Here is a 21,595-nt window from a genome sequence, read left to right as displayed (position 1 = left end):
ATCTCGATCACTCTAGAAAAACGTTAGGCCGACCTGGAAGAGTTTCTCAACTTCCCTGATCCTTCCTTTATCGATCAAGAACAAGATGACGTGGTCATCAGGTTCGATACGGATATGGTCATGCGCGATCAATACTTCTTTTTTACGCACAATCGCTCCGATCGTTGTGCCAGGCGGCAGATTGATTTCATCGAGTCGTTTCCCGACTACTTTCGAAGAGCGATGGTCTCCATGCGCAATCGCTTCGATTGCCTCTGCTGCACCGCGACGCAGAGAGTGAACATTGACTACGTCTCCACGACGAATGTGCGTTAACAGACTGCCAATCGTTGTTTGTTGTGGGGATACAGCAATGTCGATTTCTCCACCTTGAATCAGATCCACATAGTTTGGATTGCTGATTAGCGTAATGACTTTGCGTGCACCAATTCGTTTTGCCAGCATCGATGCCATGATATTCGCTTCGTCATCGTTAGTGACTGCGATAAACACGTCTGTATTCTCGATGTTCTCATCGATAAGCATGTCTTTGTCGGCGCAGTTCCCATTTAGTACAGTGGAACGTTCTAGATGTTCGGAGAGTGATTTACAACGCGAGGCCGACGATTCGATGATTTTCACGCGGTAGCGGCGCTCTAATTTTTCTGCCAAGCGCTGACCAATATTGCCACCCCCTGCAATCATCACGCGTTTGTAGCTTTTTTCTAAAGGTTGGAGCTCACTCATTACCGCTCGAATATGATCACGTGCAGCAATGAAAAACACTTCGTCTCCTTCATTGATAACGGTGTTACCGCTTGGGATGATTGGTTTTCCATCTCTAAATATGGCCGCAACTCGCGTGTCGATATTAGGCATATGCTGCCGAATTGCCGCAAGTTCATGACCGATCAATGGGCCACCTTCACAGGCACGAATAGCAACCAGACTAACTTCGCCTTCAGCAAAATCTAGCGCTTGAAGAGCGCCTGGATACTCGAGCAAGCGTTTTATATGTTTCGTGACAACTTGTTCGGGACTGATCAGTACATCGACCGGTACGGCATCGTTTCGGAACAAAGATTTTTGCTTGAGGTATGCATTTGCTCTTACACGACTTATCTTTGTGGGCGTCTTGAATAAGGAGTACGCGATTTGGCATGCCAGCATGTTGACTTCGTCACTGTTGGTGACGGCGATTAGCATGTCGGCGTCTTCAGCGCCAGCTTGCTCGAGTACTTCTGGGTAAGAGCCCAAGCCCTCAATTGTTCTAATATCAATACGGTCGCTTAATTCAGATAAACGTTGATTGTCAGGGTCAATCACGGTGATATCGTTGGCTTCAATCGCAAGGTTTTCAGCAAGCGTTCCGCCTACTTGTCCTGCGCCCACAATAATGATTTTCATAAACAGTGCATGCCTAAATTGCGTATGCTGCGTGTAAAACGCCGTTACTTAGTATCTTTTGTTAACAAAGCGTAGAAGAACCCATCGTGTCCTTGCTCTGAGGGAAATAGCTGTTTGCCATATCCAGTGTCTTCTCCCCAATCGCTTTCAATGGGAAGTAAGGTCGTACTCGGTTCTGAAGCTAAAAAGCGTTCTATGATGCGTGCATTTTCCTGCGGGAAAATTGAGCATGTTGCATAGACCAGCTTGCCACCAGGTTTGAGCGTTTTCCAAAGACTTGTTAGTAAGTGTAGCTGCAGTTCTGCGAGTTTCTTGAGGTCTGATGGATCTCTCAGTAATTTAATGTCAGGGTGCCTACGAATCACACCTGTTGCACTACATGGCGCATCGAGAAGAATACGATCGAAGGGTTGATTATCATACCAACGCGTTAAATCTTCAGCAGAACTTGCAATCGTGTTGGCCTTCAATCCCAAGCGAGCAAGATTTTCTTCGACTCGCACTAAGCGTTTCGCATCTTGGTCTAAGGCAGTGACGTCTAATGACGGTTCAGCTTCGAGCATGGCGCATGTTTTTCCGCCGGGAGCAGAGCATGCATCGAGAACGCGTAAGTTTGGCGCTAAGTCTAATAGCTTTGTTGAAAGCTGTGCAGCCTCGTCTTGAACACTCACTAAACCTTCATCAAATCCAGGCAGTTTGTCGACGTCTTGCGCTTCTTCCAAAAGAATGCCTTTTTCTGAAAAGCTAGTTTCTGTAGCCAGAATTTGATTGGTGTGCAGCGTTTTTAGGTAGTCTTCTCGACTTACTTTGCTTGTATTGACGCGCAAAAACATAGGAGGGTGAGCATTGGATGCGCGCATTGTATCCATGGCTTGATTAGGCCAATTGTTTTCGATTTTTGCTGAAAACCAGTCTGGGAAACTAGCCTTAATATCATCATCTGAGATTTCAGGTTTTGGGTCGCGAGAAATGCTTCGTAAAACCGCATTGATCAAACCGCGCGTTTTCAAGAGCTTCAGTTCTTTGGCTGCTTCGACTGTTTCATGTATGGCTGCGTGGTCTGGAATGCGAGTAAACAATAACTGATACGCGCCTATTACTAGCAGCGTGCGAGTTTCTTCATCTCTTCTCGACAAAGGGCGTTGTAAATAGGTGTTCACAAGATCATCAAGATAAAAAAACCAACGGCAACTGCCAAACACGAGCTCTTGAAGTAATGCTCTATCAACCGGCCGCGCCTCGCGGGAGACTTTTGGCAAAGCGGTATTCAGAGAGCGTTTTTGAATACGCACCTCATCGATTGCTTTGGCTGCAAGAAAACGCACGTTCATATAAAAGTATCCGGGCGAGTTAGTTGAGAGTCGTTCCAACTTCTAAAATGGCTTTGCCGCCATTAAAAAAGTCAGCAGCTGAAACAGCTTTGCTACCAGCTAACTGTAGTTGAGTGATTAGAAGTGCTCCATTGCCGCATTGCACGAGCACGCCATTTTTTGACTTCTCAACGATCTCGCCAACAGGCGCGTTTGACTGAGAGTCCAAAGCTTTTGCGCTTAACACACGAATACGTTGGCCGTCTTGTTCTGCGTAGGAGACAGGCCAAGGGTTGAATGCACGTACACTTCTCTCGATTTCTAAAGAGGATAAGGACCAGTCAATATGAGCTTCGGCCTTACTTAATTTATGTGCATAGTTAGCTAGCGCGTCATCTTGCTTTTCTGGAATGAGATCTTCTGGTTCGTTTAGATAGCGTAAAATAGACTTCGCACCCATCGCCGCAAGTTCATCATGAAGCTCTCCACCGGTGACAGTGTCAGAGATATCGCAGCGCTCTTTGAGCAACATATCGCCGGTATCTAAACCTACATCCATCTGCATGATAGTGATGCCAGTTTCTGAATCACCTGCTTGGATTGCGCGTTGAATAGGCGCGGCTCCGCGCCAACGGGGTAGCAGCGATGCATGAATATTAATGCAACCGAGCTTTGGCGTATCGAGAACCTCTTTTGGCAAGATTAAGCCGTAAGCCGCGACGATCATTAAATCAGCGTCAAGCTCTGCTAATTCCTGACGTGCTTCTGGCTCTTTAAAATTAAGAGGTTGAAAGACCTTTATATCGTGTTCGAGTGCTGTTTTTTTTACTGGGCTTGGCATTAATTTCTTGCCTCGCCCCGCAGGTCTATCGGGTTGCGTATAAACCGCAATAATATTGTGACCTGCATTTATAAGAGCGGCGAGACTGCTAGCCGCAAAATCGGGCGTGCCCGCAAAGATAATTTTCAATGGTGTTCTCGGCTTGTTCGATTTACGAGGCAGAGGCTTGCGCTTTCTGCTGCTTTTCTAGCTTTTTCTTGATGCGCGTGCGTTTAAGTTTGCTTAAGTAATCAATGAATAGCTTGCCATTCAAATGATCCATTTCATGTTGGATGCAAACCGCAAGTAAGCCAGTTGCTTCGAGTTCGAAAGCTTCGCCCTCACGATTTAAAGCCTTGATTAGCACATGCTCGATGCGCTCCACATCTTCATAATATCCTGGCACAGACAAACAGCCTTCCTGCATTTTTTCAGGGTCACCCTCTAATACGGTGACTTCAGGATTAATAAAAACATGTGGCTCAGATTTATCTTCAGAAAGATCCATCACGATAAGCTGAATGTGTTGATCGACCTGAGTCGCCGCTAAGCCAATTCCTGGTGCGTCGTACATTGTTTCAAACATATCGTCGATCAGAGTTTGAATCTCTGGAGTCACTTGTTCAACCGGCGCCGCGATCTTGCGTAATCGAGGGTCCGGATATTCTAATATTTCGAGTAATGCCATAGGTTTATGTATGCTTCTTAAAGATGAATGCTCAAATTGTGGTGTATATCACGAATACGCTGCTAGTATTATCTAATAGAAAGCTAATTTAGTACAAATTGCTCAAGCCTCATCTATAGTTTTTTAATGAAGTAGAGCGAAGTAACTGTATTGGCAGTGAAATAGTGTGCGAGTAGAAACGCGTGCTCTACGTATTTGTGAATGATAATAGTTATAGGCAAATCATGATTTCTAAGTTTTTTGTTCGCTGTGCAGCGGTTTTCTTTTTAAGTTTCCAGCTTGCGGCGGCGCCAGAGTTTACGGAAGACTATCCAGAACGCTATACCGTTGTGAAGGGTGATACCCTTTGGGATATATCAGAACGATTCTTGAAGTCTCCGTGGTTATGGCCTGAGGTATGGCATGCGAATCCTCAGGTAGCGAATCCACATCTTATTTATCCTGGCGATGTGATTGGCTTGATTTATATCGATGGTCAGCCGCGCATAACTACTTTGAAAGAAGGTCCTAATAATGGGGTTAAAAAATTAAGCCCTCAGGTTCGTTCGACGCCAATTGAAACGGCTATCCCTACTATTCCGCTTGATGCGATAGCGAGCTTTCTTTCGACAAATCGTATTGTGACAGCGGAAGAGCTAGAAGCGGCGCCATATATCTTGTCAGGTAAAGAAGACCACTTAATTACTGGCGCCGGTGACCAAGTGTTTGCGCGTGGTGATGTGAAAGGTGAAAACTCAGTTGGTGTTTTTCGTAAGAGTGAGCAATATGTTGATCCAGACTCTAAAGAATTTTTGGGTTTAGAGGCGAAGTCAATTGCGACGGCAGAAGTGGATGCGGTGCAAGGTGAAGTAATTACTTTGACCGTTCAGCGCTCAAGCGAAGAGTTACGTATTGGTGATCGCGTATTGCCGACGGATGATCGCGTGATCAATTCTACATTTACTCCGAGCAAGCCAGATGGTGATATTCGTGGCAAGATGATTGCTGTTGAATCTGGCGTGGGCAACATCGGTCAGTATAACGTTGTTGTAGTAAACCGTGGCGCAAGAGAAGGCATCAAAGAGGGCAACGTACTCGCTGTGTATAAGTCTGGCGGTATAGTACGAGACCCTTACACTCAAGAACGCATTGAACTGCCTTCAGAACGAGCGGGTTTGATGATGATTTTCAGAGTCTTTGATAAGCTTAGTTACGGCTTGATACTACGCGCAAATCGTCCATTGAAAATTATGGATGAAGTTCGTACTCCGTAAGATAGTATCTGGAAATACAATAAATGATGAAGCCACCTCTTAGGTGGCTTTTTTGATCAAGGATGATCGAAAAAATGTCTATCTCTTCTGAGGCACGCTTGTGTCTCGCACTCTCTCAAATTCAAGGCTTTGGCCTGAAGCAATTTCATTTGCTGCGTGAGCAGTATGGTAATCCTTCATCATGGCGAAAGTTAAGCTTCGATGCGTTGAACCAATGTATCAGTAAGCCCAAGGTTTCTAGCGCAGTGCTAGATTGTCTCGCTCAGGCTGACCATTCTTTAAATCATGTTAGTGATTGGTTGAAGCAAGACGGTTGTTCCGTTGTTTGCTATTTCGATAGTCCTTACCCTGAAGTATTGCGCCAGATACACTTAGCGCCTGCATTACTCTATTTGAAAGGAAATATAGGCTTACTAAATCATCAAAATATTGCGGTGGTCGGTTCACGGAAGCCTAGTCTGCAGTATGCAGACATTGCACAAGAATATGCGTTTCATTTGGCTAAATCAGGCATGTCGATCGTCAGTGGTTTGGCTCTCGGCGTAGATACAAAAGCACATCTTGGGGCGCTTGCGGCGCAAGGGAATACGATTGCTGTACTAGCGACAGGAATAGATCGTTGCTACCCCGCTAAAAATAAAGATTTATATGAGTTGATTGCCCAGGAGGGATTGCTTGTTTCAGAAATGCCAATGGGTAGTGCGCCTCTTCGTCATAACTTTCCCAGGCGAAATCGTATTGTGTCCGGCTTATCACGTGCGGTCTTAGTTGTCGAAGCGGGCATAAAAAGCGGTTCGTTGATCACTGCGCGTTATGCGATTGAGCAGAACAGAGATGTTTATGCTGTACCGGGCTCTCCTAAGTCACTAAATAGCCAAGGCTGTAATTATTTGATTAGAGAAGGTGCGCGATTAGTTGGATCTATTGAAGACCTGATCATTGACTTACATAAAGACTTGAACGTGAGTGGCCTTACATTAAAAGGGGTTGCGGATTCGGCCCACGATGAGGCGCAAAATGTGAGCGATGCAGCGCAATTGGTTCTCAGTGCAGTAGGGAGTGATACGATCAGCTTTGATGATTTATTTGAGCGTTTAGAGATGAGTTTTGAACACTTATCCGAGCACTTATTAGAGCTAGAGTTAGCTGGGCTGATCAGTTCCGTTTCTGGTGGTTATCAGCTAGGTTCTTAAGTAGAATGCCCCTCGTTTTTAGATCGACTGTTTCGTTCATGCAACAGCATTAATGATTGATATTTAAAGAGGGATCCTCATGCAAAGAGCATTTGATTGGAAAGCTAGTCTAGCCGCCGAGGTCATGCAATTGGGAGGCGTTGTGGCTTATCCTACCGAGGCTGTTTGGGGCTTAGGTACTGATCCATATCAAGAACGAGCTGTTAAAAGGATTCTTACATTAAAGCAGCGACCACAAGAGAAAGGCTTAATTCTAATTTCAGGCCAAGCAGAGCATTTTCTTCCGTATCTTGAAGGCTTGCCAGAAGAGTTAGTTCGACGTTTCTTTACACAGCAAGACCGACCAACGACTTGGCTCGTGCCAGATATCCATAATCGGGTTCCACCATGGGTGAAAGGCGAACATTCATCAGTAGCAATGCGGTTAACAACGCACCCTCCATGTGTTGCCTTATCGAAACATTTTGGCGGGGTAGTTGTGTCAACTTCAGCTAATCCAGCAAGCAAACTTTCCGCGATGAGTTTAAGTGAGGTTCACAATTACTTTCGCGGTCGTCTAGAGTTTTGTTATCAAGCGTCACTTGGTGGTGGACAAAGTGCTTCTCAGATCAAGGATCTTGAGTCAGGAAAGGTGTTGCGCGTATGAATATGTTAGAGCAAGTAAAAGCGTATCTATTGGATTTACAAGATCGCATTTGTGCCGACCTTGAGAGAGCGGATGGCCAAGCACGTTTCGTTGAAGATGCATGGACACGTGAAGGTCGCCTCGGGGGCGGTGGTCGAACGCGAGTAATGAATGATGGCGCTGTTATTGAGAAAGGTGGTGTGAACTTTTCTCATGTACAGGGTGATCAGCTGCCTCCCGCGGCAACGGCCTCTCGACCCGAACTAGCAGGTTGTTCTTACCACGCAATGGGTGTCTCGTTAGTGATTCACCCTCACAACCCTTATATTCCCACCTCTCACGCGAATGTTCGGTTCTTTATTGCGGAGAAGGAAGGGGCAGAACCTATTTGGTGGTTTGGTGGTGGCTATGATCTGACGCCGTACTATCCATTCGAAGAAGATTGCATCCATTGGCACGAAACCGCAAAGGCAGCTGCTGACCCTTTTGGCGAAAACGTATACGACGAACATAAGCGCTGGTGTGATGAGTATTTTTATTTAAAACATCGTGAGGAAACACGCGGTGTTGGCGGTTTATTTTTCGATGATTTGAACGAATGGGGCTTTGAGCGTTCTTTTGCTTATATGCAAGCGGTAGGTGATAGCTACACAAAAGCTTATGTCCCAATTATTCAGAAACGAAAAGACCATGAATATGGTGAGCGCCAACGTGACTTTCAATTATATCGCCGCGGTCGCTATGTTGAGTTCAATTTAGTGTTTGATCGTGGGACATTGTTTGGTTTGCAGTCGGGCGGACGAACAGAATCAATTTTGATGTCACTACCTCCGCTTGTTAAGTGGGGATACAACTGGCAAGCAGAAGAGGGCTCAGAAGAAGCGCGACTTAATGCATTTTTATCGCCACGAGATTGGTTGAAGGGGTAGTACAAATATGGATCGTTATGCGGTGATTGGAAATCCAATTGAACACAGTAAATCCCCATTTATTCATGCCCAGTTTGCGAATAAAACTGGCGAACAGCTTGTATATGAGCGAATCTTGGGCCGTATCGATGCTTTTGAGGAAGACGTAAAAGACTTCTTTTCAGACGCTAATAACAAAGGTTTAAACGTAACTGTTCCATTCAAAGAAAAAGCCTTTGCAATGTGTGACGTTCTCAGTCCTCGGGCTCAAATTGCCGAAGCGGTAAATACGCTCTACATGAAAGATGGCAAACTTTATGGCGACAATACCGATGGGTGCGGGCTAGTACGAGATATTCAAGAGAATTTTCAGGTCTCGTTGGCAGGAAAGCGCGTCTTACTGATTGGTGCAGGGGGGGCATCTAAGGGTGTTTTACTCCCGATTCTTGAGGCAGCTCCAAGTCAGTTGGTAGTTAGCAACAGAACTTTTTCTAAAGCTGAACAGCTTGTCGGCCGATACAAACAAAGACCTGAAATTGTTGCATGCGGTGCAGAGTTAACAGCAGAGAGTTTTGACGATTTATCGAGTGCATTTGATCTGGTGATCAATGGAACTTCTGCTAGCCTTTCAGGAGAGCTTCCGAAAATTTCTTCTGAGATCTTTTCAAGCGAAACGCATGTTTACGACATGATGTACGGGGACCAAGAGACGGTCTTCAATTGTTGGGCCAAAGACAGCGGCGCAACAATGACCATGGATGGTTTAGGTATGCTTGTAGAACAGGCGGCGGAAGCATTTCGTGTGTGGCGAAATGTTCAACCTAATACCGCGCATTGTATTGCAGCACTACGATAACGATCGGCATAAAACGAAAGCAGGTAAAGTATGGATTTAGCGACCCTGATAGGGATGCTAGCTGGTGCGGCAGTTATTATCGGCGCAATTTTGCTGAACTCCAGCATTTTGGATTTCGTCAATATCCCAGGTCTAGGGATAGTGATTGTTGGCACACTGTTTATCACCTTGATCAAGTTCCGTTTAAGTACGATTGGCGATGCTTTTAAGCTCGCATTTTCGACTGTCTTTATGGATAAAACGGAAAACCCAGTAGTCTTGATTGGGCAGGTGCGCGAATTAGCAACTGTTGTTCGTAAAGAGGGCATTCTCGGTCTTGAAAACGTAGAGATCGAAGATGAATTCTTGAAGAAAGGTATAAGCCTTTGTATTGACGGTCACCCACCAGAGTTTATCGAAGAGATTCTGATTCAAGATCTGAGTCAGCGTACTGAGCGTTACGAGACGGCTGAAAAAGTATTTAAAGGAATGGCGGAAACTGCGCCAGGAATGGGGATGCTTGGAACGCTAGTGGGTCTCGTTCAGATGTTGAATGCGATGTCTGACCCGTCTTCTGTTGGTCCTGCGATGGCTGTGGCCTTGTTAACAACCTTCTATGGGGCATTTATTGCACAGTTGATTGCTATTCCATGCGCCGAAAAATTAGGCATGAAAGCGACCGAAGAAGAGCGCAATATGTTGCTCGTCGTCACGAGCGTACAAAACATTTTGAAAGGCCAGAATCCGAAAGTGATTGCAGAGGTCTTATCTTCGTTCTTGTCTCAAAAGCAGCGTGAAGCTGTGTCTGAGGAAGAGTAAGCTCGAGCAATGGCTGCGCTACCTCAGAAAAAGAAAAAGCAAGAGAGCTCTGGGGGTTGGATAGTCACCTTTGCCGATCTCATGTCATTGCTGCTCACCTTTTTTATCTTGCTGCTCAGTTTTTCCAAAATGGATCTTCATAAGTATGAAATGATGGCGCAATCGATGGCTGAATCGTTTGGTGTGTCGTTCCTTGATGGTTCGGGTAAAGCCGGGGGCGAGATTATCTTTGCTGAAGAGCCGCCGATTTCACCTCCAGTGGAGGAATTAAACCAAATAGAACAAGATTTTGAAGAATTCGAAGAAGAGTCAGGTACGGAAGAGCTTGAGATGCTGGATCGCTCTGAAGGAGACTCTGAGGTTGTCAGTATTGACCCCAATATTGAACAACTCACAGAAACACTTGTTGAAGAACTTGAAACAGAAATTGTTTCGAATGCTCTGAACGTTAGCTTTGATTCTGAAAAGGTGGTTGTTCGGTTCTCTGAAGAAGCGACGTTTACCTCGGGTAGTGAAGAAATCAAAGACGATATGTTTCCGATTCTCGAGAAAATTGAGAATGTTTTGGCCGCTTGCCAAGGGCAGATTCTGGTTTCTGGTTATACCGACGACTTACCTGTGACATCAAATCGCTTCCGTTCAAACTGGGATCTGTCAGCTGGGCGTGCAGTGAGTGTTGTACATCAGCTTATATTTAATAATAAAATTGACGCTAACAGAGTGATTGCGGCGGGTCGTGCCGAAACGAACCCTCTAGTACCTAATGATTCACCTGAAAACCGTGCGAAGAATCGCCGTGTCGAAATTAGTATTTATGATCCAGAGTGCCAGTCGTTAGGTATCGACTTCTAGCTTTGGATATAGCAGTAGTTTTAGGAGAAAGTTATGAGTGGTGGTCCAAGCCAACCAAAAGTTGAAGGCGAGCAGTGGGACGATGAGCGTATCAAAGGGTTTCTTGCCTTAGAGCCTAGAGATGAAATGAACGCAGACTATCATGTATTGAAAGAAGCATATCAGTATATGACGCCAGAATTTTTTGCGCGCTTTGTTCCGTTTTTTGTGGAAGCAGGCCGTGATATCAATGCTAAGAATCCAGAGCAAAAATCACTACTTCAGCGCATCCAGAGCTATGGTAAGGCTGCACCATATAAAGCAGTCCTAGAAGCAAATGGAGCCGTGTACTAAGCGCCTCCCCGTGAAGTTAAAAAGCGACCAATTGGTCGCTTTTTTTATATGAGTTTCTGTGACTTTAAGTCGTCTAGGTGTTTGTTTTTGAGATTGACGTAGTTATTAGCGCTGTAGGTAAAAAACTTGCGCTCTTTTTCTGAAATTTCGCGTACCTTTTTGGCGGGGCTTCCTCGATAGACAAACCCAGATTCAAGCGTCTTTCCTGGTGCAACGATGCTTCCAGCGGCCACCACAACATCATCTTCGACAGTTGCGCCGTCCATAATAATGGCCCCCATACCAACGAGTACTCGATCGCCTATGGTGCAGCCATGTAAAAGCGCTTTGTGACCGATAGTCACATCCTCTCCGATAGTTAAGGGGTAGCCATCTGGATTGAATGGGCCGGCATGTGTGATATGTAATACAGAGCCATCTTGCACACTGGTTCGAGCGCCTATTCGAATACGATGCATATCTCCTCTAATCACAGCCATAGGCCATACCGAGCAATCATCACCGAGGTGAACATCTCCAAGTACAAGTGCACTAGGGTCGACAAATACATCATTGCCAAGCTTGGGGGAGTGTTCTACATAACTACGGACTGATTTCATGGCTTTCTTCTATACTTTGTGAATTGTTACAGAGAAGATTGTTGCGATTATGTTTCAATTGCTCTTCTCATCATTCCGTCAATATTGTTCTAGGCCGACCTGAATGTCTACAGCCCTTTTGCAGGAACAACAGCTTCCAGCTTTTGAAACGTATTCCGTTTCAGATTTCCGCCCCGCATTAGAAGCGTTAATGTCACAATTCAATAATCTGCTTGAGAAAGTATGTGCTCAACAAGAATCTAGTTGGGATGAAACGGTCGCTCCGCTCAGTGATTTGAGTCGCAAGATTGATCACGTTTGGTCGATCGCTTCGCATCTAAAAGCGGTCGCCGATAGCGAAGAATTGCGTGCGGTTTATAAAACGCTGTCAGAGGAATTGAGTGCTTTTTATTCCGCTGTTGCCCAGAACAAAGAATTGTACTCTCGTTATCTTGCTGTCTCAGAACAAAGTGGTCTTAATGCCTCTCAGAAAAAAGTCTTAGAAAATAAGTTGCGTAGCTTTCGCTTGAGTGGTGTTGCATTAGAAGATGATGCCAAAGCTGAATTCAAAGCACTTAATCAGAAACTTGTAGGCCTTAGTAATCGTTTTTCTGAAAATGTACTCGATTCATCGCAAGCGTGGTCATTACATATCGTTGATGCAGAGCGATTAGCAGGTGTGCCTTCATCAGTCATTTCTCGTTTAGAAGAAAGAGCTAGAGATAAGGGCTATGAAACTGGTTACCTCTTGGGTTTGGATCTCACTCTTTATTTGCCCGTGATGCAGTATTGCGAGGATAGAGATCTCAGAAAAGTTTTGTATGAAGCGTTTATTACCAGAGCTTCAAATCAAGGGCCGCATGATCTCTCTCACGCGAATGAAGAACTAATGCGTGACATTATGGATGCACGTTTACGTAAATCTGAATTATTAGATTTGGCTTCGTATGCAGACTTATCGGTGCAAACGAAGATGGCTGAATCGCCGCAGCAGGTCCTCGATTTTTTATACGATCTTCATGAGAAAGCTAAGCCTCTTGCGGAGAAGGAGTTTGTTGAGCTGACAGCTTATGCAAAACAGAAATTCGGATTGGCTGAGCTAGCTGCATGGGATGTACCGTTTGTGACGGAGACCTTGCGTAAGGAACGATTTGATGTCGATCAGGAATTACTACGCCAATATTTCCCTTTGCCAACGGTTTTAAGTGGCTTGTTTGAAGTACTAAAGCGCGTTTTCGGTGTTGAGCTTGAAGAGCAAGAAGGGGTAAGTACGCCAGTCCCCGATGCGCGCTGTTTTAAAGTTTTGCAAAATGGTCAAGCCTTGGCGTATATCTACATGGATTTGTATTCGCGTGATGGAAAACGTGGCGGCGCATGGGTAGGTACATGTCATAAATTGACAGAGTTCGACAAAGAAGAGCCTTTATTACCTGTTGCGTATTTGGTCTGTAATTTTGCTGCGCCGAGTGACGGAAAGCCAAGTTTGCTGACACATTCCGACGTCGTAACCTTATTCCATGAATGCGGTCATGCAATGCACCATTGCTTGACTAAGATTTCTTATCCTGAGATTTCTGGGATCGCTGGTGTGCCTTGGGACGCTGTTGAGTTGCCGAGTCAATTTCTGGAAAACTGGTGCTGGCAGCCCGAAGCGCTCGAGTTTTTGTCGTCACATGTCGATGACAAGGAGAGCTTGCCTGACGCATTGATTGAAAAGATGATGAAAGCCAAGAGCTTTATGGCTGGAATGCAGACTGTTCGTCAATTGGAATTTGGCTTGTTTGATTTCTGTTTACATCATGAATATCAAAAGGATAAAACCGATATACAAGGGCTACTAGAACGCACGCAAGCAGATATATCCGTTGTGCCTGTTCCATCATTCGCACGTTTTGCTAACGCGTTTACGCATATTTTCGCAGGCGGTTATGCGGCGGGTTATTACAGTTATAAGTGGGCAGAGCTGTTGTCTGCGGATGCTTTCTCAGCCTTTGAGGAAGAGGGCGTGTTCAATCAGCAGACTGGCCTGCGCTTTAGAAACGAAATACTAGAATGTGGTGGTTCGCGTGATGTAGGCGAGATGTTTGAGTCGTTTAGAGGTAGAATGCCTAGCTCTGAAGCTTTGCTCAAACAAATGGGTGCTTAAACCATGACAAAACGTTTTATAGCGGGTGCAGTTTGTCCGCGTTGCGGAGAAATGGACCGCCTCGTATCTTTTCAAGAAAATGGCAAAACGGTTCGCGAGTGTGTGGCTTGTGGTTTTACAGAAGCACTCGTTGCAAATGTTTCGCCGGATGAATTAAAAACACGCGTTAATCAATTTGAAGAACCTACCGAACAAGAAGAAGTGAGCGTTGTAAAATTGCTCGACCCTCAAGATTTGATCAAAAAGTAAACAAAACTTTCGTGTCGCAAAGCACTGTTCGAAAAAAAAGCTCAAAAAAAGAACAAAAAAGGCCTAAAAGGCGTTGCGATTTCAAAATGCAGCTCGCTATACTCAAAGGGCAATAAAAATAAATCCAACTGTTACTTGAGCTTCTTTGAAGTAGTTAAGTAGTTAGTAGTAGGAAGCCTCACAGGAACAAAAATAATAATCTGTGGAGACCCGTATGCGATCACGCCTAGTAAAGGCGCTGAGTCTGCTGCTGTCTGCAATTTATGCAGCGGATGTAAGCGCAGAGTATGGATTGAATATGCCTCGCGGAGTGACGGACATTAGTCACTCAGTCTATGACTTGCACATGACCATTTTTTGGATTTGTGTGGCAATTGGTGTCGTAGTGTTTGGGGTGATGTTCTATTCGATCTTTAAGCACCGTAAGAGTAAAGGCGCGGTAGCTTCGAATTTTCATGAAAATACCACGATAGAAATTATTTGGACGATCGTTCCTGTAATTATTCTGGTTGTCATGGCAATTCCAGCGACCAAAACACTTGTTGAAATGTACGACACTAGTGATGCTGATGTGGATATCAAAATCACTGGCTACCAATGGAAATGGCGTTACGAGTATTTGGGCTCAGGGGTCGATTTCTTCAGCAACATGTCCACACCCAAAGAAGAAATCTATAACGCACAAGAGAAAAACGAAAATTATCTATTAGAAGTAGATAACGAGCTCGTTGTGCCGGTTGGTAAAAAAATTCGCTTCTTAATTACGGCAAATGACGTGATTCACTCATGGTGGATTCCTGATTTTGCGGTTAAAAAAGATGCCATTCCTGGTTTTATTAATGAGAGCTGGACACGTATTAATGAGCCGGGAGTATATCGCGGTCAATGTACAGAGCTCTGCGGTAAAGATCACGGCTTTATGCCTGTTGTCGTGCGTGCAGTCGAACAATCCGAATACGATGATTGGCTTGCACAAAAACAAGAAGAAGCAAAAGCGGCAGCAGAACTTGCCAAACTCACCTTCACCTTAGAAGAACAGATGGAACGCGGAGAAAAAGTATACGCGACCAACTGCGCAGCGTGTCACCAACCGAATGGGCAGGGTATTCCTCCGGCGTTCCCAAGCCTTGTAGGAACAGAGATCGCTACAAAACTGCTGGATAAGCATATTGAGGTTGTTGTTGATGGTGTTGCTGGCTCGGCTATGCAAGCTTATGGTGGGCAATTGAGTGAGGTTGATATTGCTGCAGTTATTACTTACGAGCGCAATGCGTGGGGTAATGACACCGGCGACAATGTTTCTGCCAAAGACATCGTTGACTATAAAAATAAATAGGAGGGCTTATGAGCGCTGTAATCGACAATCCGTCTCATGACGATCATGAGCACCATGGTCCAACGAAAGGTATTGCGCGTTGGCTATTTACTACCAACCATAAAGATATTGGTTCGATGTACTTGTGGTTCAGTTTTGCGATGTTTCTTGTGGGCGGTTGTATGGCACTCACTATCCGAGCAGAACTCTTTCAACCAGGTTTGCAATTAGTCGAACCCGAGTTTTTCAATCAGATGACCACGATGCACGGTCTGATCATGGTGTTCGGCGCCGTTATGCCTGCTTTCGTAGGTTTGGCGAACTGGATGATCCCAATGATGGTTGGTGCGCCTGATATGGCGCTGCCTCGCATGAACAACTGGAGCTTCTGGATTCTACCTTTTGCTTTTGGCTTATTGTTAAGCACGTTATTCATGGAGGGCGGTGCGCCAAACTTTGGTTGGACATTCTATGCGCCCTTATCGACGACTTATGCTCCAGATACCGTGACATATTTTATTTTTGGCGTTCATATGATGGGTATCTCATCCATTATGGGGGCGATTAACGTGATTGCGACCATTTTGAATATGCGCGCCCCAGGTATGACCTTAATGAAAATGCCATTGTTTGTATGGACATGGTTGATTACCGCATTCTTGCTGATTGCTGTCATGCCGGTCTTGGCAGGTGTTGTGACAATGATGCTGATGGATGTTCACTTCGGAACTAGCTTCTTTGATGCGGCTGGCGGTGGTGACCCCGTATTGTTCCAGCATATTTTCTGGTTCTTCGGTCATCCTGAGGTATACATCATGATTCTCCCTGCGTTCGGAGTCGTGAGTCAGATTATTCCTACATTTTCGCGTAAGCCACTTTTTGGTTATCATTCCATGGTTTATGCGGTCGCTTCAATTGCGATTTTGTCGTTCGTTGTATGGGCTCACCATATGTTCACTGTGGGGATGCCTCTCGCGGGTGAACTGTTCTTTATGTATGCAACGATGTTGATCGCAGTGCCGACGGGTGTGAAGGTCTTTAACTGGATCACGACGATGTTCCGAGGTTCACTCACCTTTGAAGCGCCGATGTTATTTTCAGTCGCATTTGTTGTGCTGTTTACCATTGGTGGTTTTTCGGGATTGATGTTGGCGATAGCGCCGTCTGACTTCCAGTACCACGATACTTACTTTGTGGTCGCGCATTTCCATTATGTGTTAGTTCCCGGGGCAATCTTTGGGATATTTGCCGCAGTCTACTATTGGCTTCCTAAATGGTGTGGGCGTATGTATAGCGAGCCACTCGCTAAAGCACATTTTTGGTTGTCGTTTATTGGTATGAACTTGGCGTTCTTCCCGATGCACTTCCTTGGGCTCGCTGGTATGCCTCGACGTATTCCCGATTATGCACTTCAGTTTGCTGACTTTAATAGTATCTCTTCTGTTGGCGCATTTATTTTCGGGGCGACGCAGTTGCTGTTCTTGTATTTGGTGATTAAAGCCATCCGCAGTGGTGAACCTGCAACGGATCAAGTATGGGAAGGGGCTGAGGGGCTAGAGTGGACAGTGCCGTCACCAGCGCCATACCACACTTTCTCAACTCCACCTGAGGTGAAGTAAGTCATTAGGGAGCCTTCATATGCAAAATCAAAATACAAAAAGAACAGTAGTGAAGTCCGTATTCGCGGTTGTCGCGATGTTTGGTTTTGGTTTTGCCTTGGTTCCTTTGTATGACGTGTTCTGTGACATTACAGGATTGAACGGAAAAACGTCTGGTCCTTATTCGGAAGCGAAAGCTCAAGCTCAAGAGAGGGACGAATCGCGTCAGGTGCGTGTGCAGTTCATTACTCAAAACAACGAGAGTATGCCGTGGGAGTTTAAGCCCGTGGATTATCAAGTTGAGGTGCATCCAGGTGAAATCATAGAAGTCGATTTCTATGCAAGAAACCCAACATCTAATCCAATGGTTGCTCAAGCTGTTCCGAGCTTGTCCCCGTCCGAGGGAACAGACTATTTTCATAAAACCGAGTGTTTTTGTTTTACACGACAATTACTCAAAGCAGGCGAAGAAGTTTTGATGCCTTTACGTTTCGTCGTCGACGAGGCCTTGCCCGATCATTTAGGTACATTGACTTTGTCTTACACCTTATTTGATCAAACAGAGACGCTCGACCCAGAAGAATTAGAAGAAACAACAACACAAGCAGCACTATAAAAATTTATCAGACGTCCGCGAGCGGTTAAGCGCGTCTTTATGAGATAAGGAGTCTAAGAATGAGTGCAGAAACAAGCTATTACGTTCCAGCGCAGAGTCGCTGGCCTATTGTTGCAACAGTAGGACTTTTCTTAACGGTCGTTGGTGCTGGCAGCGTGATGAACGCGAGCTCTGCTGGTGAATCGACCGGTATGTCTTGGCTAACCTTTATGATAGGCGCATTGATCATGGCCTATATGCTTTTTGGTTGGTTTGGGCACGTCATCCAAGAGAGTCAACAAGGTCTTTACAGTGAGCAAATGGATCGATCTTTCCGCTGGGGGATGAGTTGGTTTATCTTCTCAGAAGTGATGTTTTTTGCGGCCTTTTTTGGCGCTTTGTTTTATATCCGAGTATTGGCTGTCCCATGGATCGGCGGAGAGGGCGCGAATACCTCAACAGGCGAGTTGTTATGGCCTGAGTTTGAGGCGACTTGGCCATTAATGGTGAACCCAAATAACGAGTTATATCCAGGGCCGAGCGCATTGATTAGTCCTTGGGGAATTCCGTTACTTAATACTGCTTTATTGGTGGCTTCGAGTGTCACGATCACGATTGCGCATCATGCGTTAAAAGATGGGGATCGTGGCAAATTAACCTTGTGGTTGGGTGCGACCATTGCCCTAGGCGTCGTGTTCTTATACTTCCAAGGTTATGAATATGTGCATGCCTATAATGACCTCGATCTGACCTTGTCTTCTGGGATTTATGGCACGACCTTCTTCTTATTGACGGGTTTTCACGGTGCACACGTAACGCTTGGGACTCTAATGTTGATCATTATGTTTTTCAGAGTGCGTAAAGGCCACTTCGATAAAGCAAATCACTTTGGCTTCGAAGCGACAGCATGGTACTGGCACTTCGTCGACGTGGTGTGGTTAGGTTTATTTTTCTTGGTTTATATTCTGTAGCAAGAGACTTAAACAGGGGATGGGTTGAGCTGAAGCTCACCCGTCCATAAAGCAATAGCAACAACAATAACAAGTAATACAGCAAGCCCAACTCGAACAGTTAAGGAGTTGGCTAAACGTTTTGATTTGCCATCGTCTTTAATCAAAAAGACTAGACCGCTGAACAAGCTAATGATGGCGCCGAGCAATATGAGTCCGATAAGAATTTTAAGCATTTGGTTTCTTCTTATTGTATGAGTGCATTGAGTTTAACGCGCTCAGATTAGGAATCAAAGCTGTTATAAATCTGAGGTAGTGGTGAAGGTAATGGCGATTGCGGAGAGTCTCCCAGAGACCACCAAGGGGCAGCAGTTTAAAGCTAAGCGACCGCTTATATTTATTTGGTTGTTTGTAGCGGTGTTTCTTCCGCTTATGCTGTCTTTAGGACATTGGCAATTAGATCGTGCAGATCAAAAACAGCAAAGAGCAGAGATACTGACACTACAATCTCAACTTCCTCTGCGAACTTATCCCTCTAACGATCCTATCAAATTATTCGAACCTAGATTGATTCAGGGCCATTTTACTGGGCAACACTTTTTGCTTGATAACCGCCAATATCAAGGAAAAGTGGGGTATGAACTGGCCAGTGTTTTCGCTTTAGATTCGGGCGGATCTTTATTGGTGAATCAGGGGTGGATAGCGGCACCAAAATATAGAGACAAGCTGCCAAAAGTTAGCAGTATTGTAACTCCTCAGTCTTTGACAGGATATTTCTACTGGACAGAAAAATCGTTGCCCGTTTGGAATGAAGATGCCGAGTTTGGAGAGAAAAGTATATGGCGTGTTCAGTCACTGAACATGGAAAAAATACGAGAACTGAGTGCCGCTGATTTAGTGGAGAATTCCGAATTTAGGCTACTACATCGAGTCCCATTCGCGTCCGACATTGGCGCGACAATAGATGCGCCAGATTTGTATTGGAATTACCAGTCGCAAACACCCGATAAACACACTGGTTATGCGTTTCAGTGGTTCGCGATGTCGTTTGCTTTAGTGATACTGGCACTATGGGCGACATACAAATTAATACCAAGAACATAACAACAAGAAGTAGGGAGTATAAGAATGAGTGAATCGTCGGTATCGTTTGAACAAACTAGAAGAAAAAGCCAACTTAAATTGATTGGTATTTTTTGTGTGGCCGGAGTGCCAGTCATGCTCGCAATGCTCATGTATTTTGGCAGTGTCGCTATTCCGACAGGCAAAACAAATAAAGGCCAATTATTAACCCCGACCTTAAATCTCAATAGCTTTGGATATCAACAAAATGCCAAAGGGTTTTATCCCGAAACAGATGGTAAGTGGTTGATCGTACAAACAGGCTCGGGAGAGTGCACTTTGGAGTGTCAGGATCTTGCGCATACCGCAAGACAAGTGAATATATTGATGGCGCGCGAACAAGAGCGTGTGGCACGAGTGTTGTTATCCACCCAAGCAGAGCAAACGCAAGACTTACTCGCGGCAGATTATCCACAGTTGTCAGTGAAGAGTGTTGATGAGTCAGCGCTAATTGAGCTCTATAAACAGGCAGACACAAGCAAAACGTGGAACTTATGGGTGAGTGATCCGCTGGGTAATGTCATTCTTCGCTACGACTCAACTAATAGTGGCTACGATCTCAAAGACGATTTGAAGAAGTTATTGAAACTCTCAAACATTGGTTAATGGGAGAGAGATGATGTACCGCAGAGTCATTAATAGAGTTGCTATTGGCGCGACGTTTTTAGCTAGTGTTGTGGTTATGCTGGGCGCTTGGACTCGTCTGGTTGATGCAGGTCTTGGTTGCCCAGACTGGCCGGGTTGTTATGGTTTTCTTACTGTGCCAGAGACGCCTGAAAAAATTGCGATCGCCGAAATGCGCTTTCCTGATGCGCCAGTAGAGGTCGATAAAGGCTGGCCTGAAATGATTCATCGTTATTTTGCGAGTCTCTTGGGGTTCGTCCTTCTATGTTTGTCTGTGTACGCTATTAGTGTGCGCGCCAAAATTTCAGGAACGGCGAAAGAAGAGGCTTTACCATATGGGCATATTTTTGGTTTGCTAGCGCTCGTCATCTGCCAGGGCATGTTTGGTATGTGGACGGTCACACTAAAGTTATGGCCGCAAGTTGTAAGTGCGCATTTATTAGGAGGGTTTGCGACCCTATCACTGCTCTTTTTATTGGTGTTGAGAACGAGGCGTGAGCGCGGTGACTCGGATACTGAGCTAAAGAAAAAAGGAACTTCTGTTGGGAAGAAAGCTGCACTTATAGGGCTAATACTGGTCGTTATACAAATATTTTTAGGTGCGTGGACCGCATCGAATTACGCCGCGCTCGCGTGTGGGGATGAACTACCGACATGTCAGGGTAGTTTTTGGCCGGATATGGATTTCGGGAAAGGCTTTGATTTAACGCAAGAAGTCGGCCCCAATTATTTGGGAGGAACGATGGACAATGAGAGTCGTGTCGCGATACAGGTTACACATCGTGTTGGGGCGATTGTCTTGTCAGTGTATTTGATATGGATGGTGTTTGTGCTTTGGCGCCAGAATCACGCATCTTCCATTCGTAATGCCTTATTGCTGATGTCTGCAGTGCTCGTCGTGCAGTTTGGTTTAGGTTTAAGTAATGTGATCTTATTGGTTCCATTGGCTATTGCAGTTGCGCATAATGCTGTAGGTGCTTTGTTGTTGTTAAGCATGATGAACCTCAATTATCAGATATATCGCCTACAAAAATAATAAGGCGGGAGGACGTAATGAAAACAACAGTGTCAGTAAGCACGAGTTCAGCGAGTGCTTCTTGGAAAGACTATCTAGAACTCTGCAAACCTAAAGTGGTTGCCCTCATGCTGCTAACTAGCGTCGTGGGTATGCTCCTAGCGACATATAGCTTGCCATCGTGGGAAGCTCTTATATTGGGTAATCTAGGGATTGCGTTGATGGCGGGATCCGCTGCGGCAATCAATCATGTCGTTGATCAACGCATTGACGTGCACATGTCGCGTACCAAGAAACGCCCGATCGTGCAGGGGAAAGTAGATAGTGCATCTGCACTTATCTTTGCGGCATTAATTGGCAGCATCGGGATGCTGGTATTAA

The 21,595-nt window shown here is 45.2% G+C and carries 24 protein-coding genes; 18 read left to right on the top strand and 6 right to left on the bottom strand.

From position 1 onward, the window contains the following. Positions 1-12 precede the first annotated feature (12 nt). Genes trkA through def form a run of 4 tightly spaced genes read right to left on the bottom strand, consistent with a single transcriptional unit; the run spans position 13 to position 4,204 of the window. Positions 13-1,386 carry a Trk system potassium transporter TrkA gene (trkA, locus tag A3738_RS03485; protein ID WP_068483299.1) on the bottom strand — a complete coding sequence of 458 codons (1,374 nt, stop codon included), beginning with the start codon at positions 1,384-1,386 and terminating at the stop codon, positions 13-15. A gap of 44 nt (positions 1,387-1,430) precedes the next feature. Continuing rightward, a complete protein-coding gene (gene rsmB, locus A3738_RS03480) occupies positions 1,431-2,717 on the bottom strand; it encodes a 16S rRNA (cytosine(967)-C(5))-methyltransferase RsmB (protein WP_068483302.1) in 1,287 nt (428 codons plus the stop codon). A gap of 19 nt (positions 2,718-2,736) precedes the next feature. Continuing rightward, entirely contained in the window at positions 2,737-3,666 is a 930-nt protein-coding gene (gene fmt, locus A3738_RS03475; protein ID WP_068483305.1) for a methionyl-tRNA formyltransferase, read from the bottom strand. A gap of 22 nt (positions 3,667-3,688) precedes the next feature. Continuing rightward, complete coding sequence (def, locus tag A3738_RS03470; protein WP_068483225.1) at positions 3,689-4,204, bottom strand: peptide deformylase; 516 nt, start codon at positions 4,202-4,204, stop codon at positions 3,689-3,691. Positions 4,205-4,428: 224 nt separating this feature from the next. Between def and A3738_RS03465 the strand changes: the two genes are divergently transcribed. The 8 genes from A3738_RS03465 (at position 4,429) to A3738_RS03430 (ending at position 11,022) form a co-directional block, all read left to right on the top strand. Continuing rightward, a complete protein-coding gene (locus A3738_RS03465) occupies positions 4,429-5,457 on the top strand; it encodes a LysM peptidoglycan-binding domain-containing protein (RefSeq protein WP_068483308.1) in 1,029 nt (342 codons plus the stop codon). A 74-nt stretch (positions 5,458-5,531) separates the two neighbouring features. Next, positions 5,532-6,650 (top strand): DNA-processing protein DprA, encoded by a 1,119-nt coding sequence (gene dprA, locus A3738_RS03460; protein WP_197472291.1) that lies wholly within the window; start codon positions 5,532-5,534, stop codon positions 6,648-6,650. A 79-nt stretch (positions 6,651-6,729) separates the two neighbouring features. Next, positions 6,730-7,296: an L-threonylcarbamoyladenylate synthase gene (locus A3738_RS03455; protein WP_068476815.1), complete on the top strand. Its 567-nt coding sequence runs from the start codon at positions 6,730-6,732 to the stop codon at positions 7,294-7,296. Continuing rightward, positions 7,293-8,204, top strand: coding sequence for an oxygen-dependent coproporphyrinogen oxidase (gene hemF / locus A3738_RS03450; protein WP_068483314.1), 912 nt, complete (start codon positions 7,293-7,295; stop codon positions 8,202-8,204). Before A3738_RS03455 ends, hemF begins: the two co-directional genes overlap by 4 nt. A gap of 7 nt (positions 8,205-8,211) precedes the next feature. Next, on the top strand, positions 8,212-9,039 hold the full coding sequence (aroE, locus tag A3738_RS03445) for a shikimate dehydrogenase (RefSeq protein ID WP_068483317.1): 828 nt from the start codon (positions 8,212-8,214) through the stop codon (positions 9,037-9,039). Positions 9,040-9,069: 30 nt separating this feature from the next. Next, positions 9,070-9,837, top strand: coding sequence for a MotA/TolQ/ExbB proton channel family protein (locus A3738_RS03440; RefSeq protein WP_068483321.1), 768 nt, complete (start codon positions 9,070-9,072; stop codon positions 9,835-9,837). Positions 9,838-9,846: 9 nt separating this feature from the next. Beyond that, positions 9,847-10,689, top strand: a complete 843-nt coding sequence (locus A3738_RS03435) for a flagellar motor protein MotB (protein ID WP_068483324.1) — start codon at positions 9,847-9,849, stop codon at positions 10,687-10,689. 33 nt (positions 10,690-10,722) lie between these two features. Next, positions 10,723-11,022 (top strand): PA4642 family protein, encoded by a 300-nt coding sequence (locus A3738_RS03430; protein ID WP_068483328.1) that lies wholly within the window; start codon positions 10,723-10,725, stop codon positions 11,020-11,022. 44 nt (positions 11,023-11,066) lie between these two features. Here the strand turns inward: A3738_RS03430 and A3738_RS03425 are convergent, their stop codons facing one another. After that, positions 11,067-11,621 carry a gamma carbonic anhydrase family protein gene (locus A3738_RS03425; protein WP_068483331.1) on the bottom strand — a complete coding sequence of 185 codons (555 nt, stop codon included), beginning with the start codon at positions 11,619-11,621 and terminating at the stop codon, positions 11,067-11,069. A 103-nt stretch (positions 11,622-11,724) separates the two neighbouring features. Between A3738_RS03425 and A3738_RS03420 the strand changes: the two genes are divergently transcribed. The 6 genes from A3738_RS03420 to A3738_RS03395 all read left to right on the top strand — a co-directional run bounded on the left by A3738_RS03420 (position 11,725) and on the right by A3738_RS03395 (position 18,474). Next, a complete protein-coding gene (locus A3738_RS03420) occupies positions 11,725-13,746 on the top strand; it encodes a M3 family metallopeptidase (protein WP_068483334.1) in 2,022 nt (673 codons plus the stop codon). Between the two features lie 3 nt (positions 13,747-13,749). Further along, positions 13,750-13,995 (top strand): YheV family putative zinc ribbon protein, encoded by a 246-nt coding sequence (locus tag A3738_RS03415; RefSeq protein ID WP_068475886.1) that lies wholly within the window; start codon positions 13,750-13,752, stop codon positions 13,993-13,995. A gap of 214 nt (positions 13,996-14,209) precedes the next feature. Then, positions 14,210-15,331 carry a cytochrome c oxidase subunit II gene (gene coxB / locus A3738_RS03410; protein ID WP_068483416.1) on the top strand — a complete coding sequence of 374 codons (1,122 nt, stop codon included), beginning with the start codon at positions 14,210-14,212 and terminating at the stop codon, positions 15,329-15,331. Between the two features lie 8 nt (positions 15,332-15,339). After that, a complete protein-coding gene (gene ctaD / locus A3738_RS03405) occupies positions 15,340-16,929 on the top strand; it encodes a cytochrome c oxidase subunit I (protein ID WP_068483337.1) in 1,590 nt (529 codons plus the stop codon). A 19-nt stretch (positions 16,930-16,948) separates the two neighbouring features. Next, a complete protein-coding gene (locus A3738_RS03400) occupies positions 16,949-17,524 on the top strand; it encodes a cytochrome c oxidase assembly protein (protein ID WP_068483340.1) in 576 nt (191 codons plus the stop codon). 59 nt (positions 17,525-17,583) lie between these two features. Continuing rightward, entirely contained in the window at positions 17,584-18,474 is an 891-nt protein-coding gene (locus A3738_RS03395) for a cytochrome c oxidase subunit 3 (RefSeq protein ID WP_068483344.1), read from the top strand. A gap of 8 nt (positions 18,475-18,482) precedes the next feature. On the opposite strand, the gene A3738_RS03390 is transcribed toward A3738_RS03395, so the two are convergent. Further along, on the bottom strand, positions 18,483-18,689 hold the full coding sequence (locus A3738_RS03390; protein WP_068483347.1) for a twin transmembrane helix small protein: 207 nt from the start codon (positions 18,687-18,689) through the stop codon (positions 18,483-18,485). A gap of 91 nt (positions 18,690-18,780) precedes the next feature. On the opposite strand from A3738_RS03390, the gene A3738_RS03385 reads away from it, so the two are divergent. The 4 genes from A3738_RS03385 to A3738_RS03370 all read left to right on the top strand — a co-directional run. Then, positions 18,781-19,557, top strand: coding sequence for an SURF1 family protein (locus tag A3738_RS03385; protein WP_156493079.1), 777 nt, complete (start codon positions 18,781-18,783; stop codon positions 19,555-19,557). 24 nt (positions 19,558-19,581) lie between these two features. Next, positions 19,582-20,181 (top strand): hypothetical protein, encoded by a 600-nt coding sequence (locus tag A3738_RS03380; RefSeq protein WP_068483353.1) that lies wholly within the window; start codon positions 19,582-19,584, stop codon positions 20,179-20,181. A gap of 10 nt (positions 20,182-20,191) precedes the next feature. Next, the gene (locus A3738_RS03375; RefSeq protein WP_156493078.1) at positions 20,192-21,235 is read left to right on the top strand and encodes a heme A synthase; all 1,044 of its coding nucleotides are present in this window, start codon (positions 20,192-20,194) and stop codon (positions 21,233-21,235) included. Positions 21,236-21,252: 17 nt separating this feature from the next. Continuing rightward, on the top strand, positions 21,253-21,595 hold a 343-nt coding region (locus A3738_RS03370; RefSeq protein WP_197473553.1), incomplete at its 3' end, for a UbiA family prenyltransferase.

It is taken from the genome of Oleiphilus sp. HI0066, from assembly GCF_001635725.1.
The sequence above is the reverse complement of the archived record's forward strand: the minus strand, read 5'-3'. Positions and strand labels throughout refer to the sequence as shown.